General features: G+C 46.2%; 4 protein-coding genes. All 4 read right to left on the bottom strand.

The features are described from left to right. Positions 1–136 precede the first annotated feature (136 nt). A complete protein-coding gene (gene fusA / locus K8S19_05350) occupies positions 137–2,215 on the bottom strand; it encodes an elongation factor G (protein MCD4813099.1) in 2,079 nt (692 codons plus the stop codon). A gap of 46 nt (positions 2,216–2,261) precedes the next feature. After that, a complete protein-coding gene (gene rpsG / locus K8S19_05345) occupies positions 2,262–2,732 on the bottom strand; it encodes a 30S ribosomal protein S7 (protein ID MCD4813098.1) in 471 nt (156 codons plus the stop codon). A 22-nt stretch (positions 2,733–2,754) separates the two neighbouring features. Then, positions 2,755–3,135 carry a 30S ribosomal protein S12 gene (gene rpsL, locus K8S19_05340; GenBank protein ID MCD4813097.1) on the bottom strand — a complete coding sequence of 127 codons (381 nt, stop codon included), beginning with the start codon at positions 3,133–3,135 and terminating at the stop codon, positions 2,755–2,757. A gap of 477 nt (positions 3,136–3,612) precedes the next feature. Then, a partial coding sequence (locus tag K8S19_05335) for a hypothetical protein (protein MCD4813096.1) occupies positions 3,613–3,901 on the bottom strand: 289 nt, incomplete at its 5' end.

Here is a 3,901-nt window from a genome sequence, read left to right as displayed (position 1 = left end):
TTGATATGCGGTTTGTTACGTTCAAATTTTTGTTTTGCCATGTCTTCCTCCTGTTGTAGAGACGAAGTATTCGCCTTTTACAGAACACCCCCGACCTATCGGGAGATCGAACGGGATGATTCACCTACACAATCACCTATCCACGAACCTTGGTTACAACCGCCTCAGCAATGCTTTTGGGCACTTCTGCATAATGTGAAAACTGCATGGTAAAAGTAGCACGGCCCTGGGTCATGGAACGAAGATCAGTTGCATAACCAAACATCTCCGAGAGCGGCACATGTCCGTGAATCACCTGGGTATTTGTCTTTTTTTCCATACCCTCAATTCGTCCGCGCCGGGAGTTAAGATTGCCCAGCACATCACCCATATAGTCCTCAGGTGTAACCGCTTCAATTGAAAAAATCGGCTCCAATAAAACCGGCGTCGCCTTTTTGCAGGCCTCCTTAAACGCCATGGAACCGGCAATTTTAAATGCCATTTCCGAAGAATCCACCTCATGGTAGGATCCATCATAGAGTGTGACTTTAAAATCCACGACCGGATACCCCGCCAACACACCTGACTGCGATGCATCCCTGATACCATGGCCAACTGCCGGGATATATTCCTTGGGAACCGATCCACCCTTAATCGAATCCTTAAACTCAAACCCTTTACCGGTTTCCTGTGGTTCCAGCCGAATATAGATATGGGCAAACTGACCACGCCCACCTGACTGACGGGCAAATTTCGTCTCCTGCTCCACGGTCTTTTTAATCGTCTCACGATAAGCAACCTGTGGTTTACCCACCGCTGCCTCAACCTTGAATTCGCGTAAAAGCCGGTCAACAATAATTTCCAGATGTAACTCACCCATACCCCAAATCAGTGTCTGTCCGGTTTCCTCATCAGACCGAATCTTAAAGGTAGGATCTTCTTCAGAGAGTTTCTGCAAAGCACTGCCCAATTTATCCTGATCAACCTTGGTTTTCGGTTCAATAGCCACTGAAATAACCGGCTCCGGAAATGTCATTGATTCCAGCACAATCGGATGATCTTCATCCGCCAGCGTATCGCCGGTGGTGGTATATTTCAATCCAACCGCCGCAACAATATCACCGGCAGAAACTTCCGCCACTTCCTCACGTTTATTGGCATGCATGCGCAAAATACGACCAAGCCGTTCCCGCTTGCCGCGTGTGGAATTCTCAATATACGAACCCGCAGTCGCCTTGCCGGAATAAATTCTGAAATAAGTTAATTTCCCAACATACGGATCAGTCATCACCTTAAATGCCAATGCCGAAAACGGCGCATCTACCTGCGCGAGCCGTTCTTCCTTATTATCCGTTCCCGGCGTAAACCCATCGATTGCCGGAACATCCAGCGGCGAAGGTAAATAATCAATAATTGCATCCAACATAGGCTGAACACCTTTATTTTTAAATGCAGTGCCGCAAAGCACCGGGGTTAATTGCCCGGTGAGAACCGCCTTGCGCAATGCGATTTTAATCTCTACCGGGTGAATCTCTTCTGCATTGAGAAATTTCTCCATCAACACATCATCAAAATCAGCCAGTGCCTCAATCAATTTTTCTTGTTTTTTCCGGGCAATAAAAAAAAGTGTCTCATCAATCTCAATTTCCTCAAATTTGGCACCCAGTTCTTCGCCGGTCCATACGATCTGCTTCATTTCCACTAAATCGACAATTCCCCGAAAATCAGCTTCTGCGCCAACCGGTACCTGAATCGGAACCGCCCGGGCACCCAGGCGCTCGCGAATACTGCGTACCGATGCCATAAAATCAGCACCCACGCGGTCCATCTTATTGATAAACGCTATCCGCGGGACATTATACTTATCTGCCTGGCGCCAGACTGTTTCAGACTGCGGTTGGACACCACTCACACCATCAAAAACCGCCACCGCGCCATCCAATACCCGCAATGACCGCTCAACCTCAACCGTAAAATCAACGTGACCAGGTGTGTCAATGATATTAATGGTATGATGATCCCAGGAACAAGTGGTTGCAGCAGAGGTAATGGTAATCCCTCTTTCCTGCTCCTGTACCATCCAATCCATCGTCGCGGTCCCTTCATGAACCTCACCGATCTTATGCGACCGGCCGGTGTAATAAAGCACACGCTCCGTGATGGTGGTTTTCCCAGCATCTATATGTGCCATGATCCCAATATTGCGGATCTTGGCTAAATCTAATGACTTTACCAACGTAATAATCTCCTAAAACCTTAGTTCCGAGCCCGGCCCTTACCTATTACCACCGGTAATGAGCAAAGGCTTTGTTGGCCTCAGCCATTCTATGGGTATCTTCTTTTTTCTTCACCGCAGCGCCCTGATTTGCCGATGCTTCCAAAAATTCCGCTGCCAAACGCTCTTTCATACTTTTACCTTTACGTGCTGTGGCAGCATCTTTGAGCCAGCGAATCGCCAGCGATAGCTGCCGCTCCGTGCGCACTTCAATCGGAACCTGATAATTCGCACCACCTACGCGGCGTGATTTCACTTCCAATTGGGGTTTGACATTTTCCAGTGCCTGTTTAAATGTATTGAGGGTTGGGTCACCGTTTTTTTCTTTCATAATCGTCAGTGCACCATAAAAAATTCTCTCAGCAGTACTCTTCTTGCCGCCCTTCATAATATTATTGATAAATTTGGTCACCACCGGGCTGTTATAGCGGTGATCATTTTCCAGTTCACGTTTGGCGACTTCTTTTCTTCTAGGCATAAATCCGAATCCTCCTTACGGATTAACTGGCTTTTTTGGGACGTTTCAATCCGTATTTGGAACGTCCTTGTTTACGATTGGCTGCACCGGCTGTATCCAGTGTCCCCCGTACAATATGATAGCGCACGCCGGGAAGATCCTTAATACGGCCGCCCCGGACCAATACGATCGAATGCTCCTGCAGGTTATGGCCTTCACCCGGAATATAACAGGTAACTTCCATACCGTGAGTCAAACGAACCCTGGCCACTTTACGTAACGCTGAGTTTGGTTTTTTAGGTGTCACAGTGTACACACGCACGCAAACACCACGACGTTGCGGACAGCGTTTCAGCGCCGGTGAATTGGTTTTTCTCTTGATCACCTTGCGTCCTTTGTTCACTAACTGGTTGATGGTCGGCATACTGCCCTCCATAAAAAAAATGTAAAAAAAAAGACGGATAAACATCCGTCTTTTAAATGAAAAGCAATCACGCTACGCCTTGCTGCAGCGACTTTTGCATTCAGTACTGTGGGAAGACCTTCGCCCTGAAACCTTTCGGCCTGAGAACGTGGTTTCTTCATAAGCGAACCAGCAAAAAAACCTGATTCAAAACTTACAAATTCCTCCCCGCTGTACAAAAAACGGATGCATATTTATTCCTCATATATAGACCGCAACATGCAGCCGCTACACGAGGAGATAGGAGTATATGCAATTTCCTATTTTCTGTCAACGTTTTTTTGTTTTTTTTCCATTTATTTCCAGAAAAATCATTCGGCAGACGAACACGTTAATATGCTTGTTTTATAAGAACATTATTAATTCACGAAATCCCAGTTTAAAACAGACACAAATCATTTTGGGTTTTTTATAAAAATCATAGGAACATCAATAAAATTATGTATATTCCCAGTCCATTTCCCAATTCATTGGATTATTTATGATGTATTCACGGTATTGGCGCAATTCTCTGTCATTGCGGATGATGCGGTCGTGGTAATTGCGTTGCCAGACAGGATGACCTGGTGTGCCGCGCAATTGGTTGATTTTCCTGGATGAAAACGATTTAAATTGCCGAACAATTTCCGGCAACCCACGACGACATATCGTAAGGGTATAAATAATGTCGGACCTCCAATCAGGAGGAAAGGTTAGAATGGAGTTGAAGCAATCGGGAAACGAGAGG

Source organism: bacterium (assembly GCA_021108215.1).
In the GTDB taxonomy this organism is placed as follows: domain Bacteria; phylum Oederibacteriota; class JAAXVQ01; order JAAXVQ01; family JAUVAV01; genus JAIORK01.
Note: the sequence above shows the minus strand (reverse complement) of the source record. Positions and strands in the feature narration are given on the sequence as shown.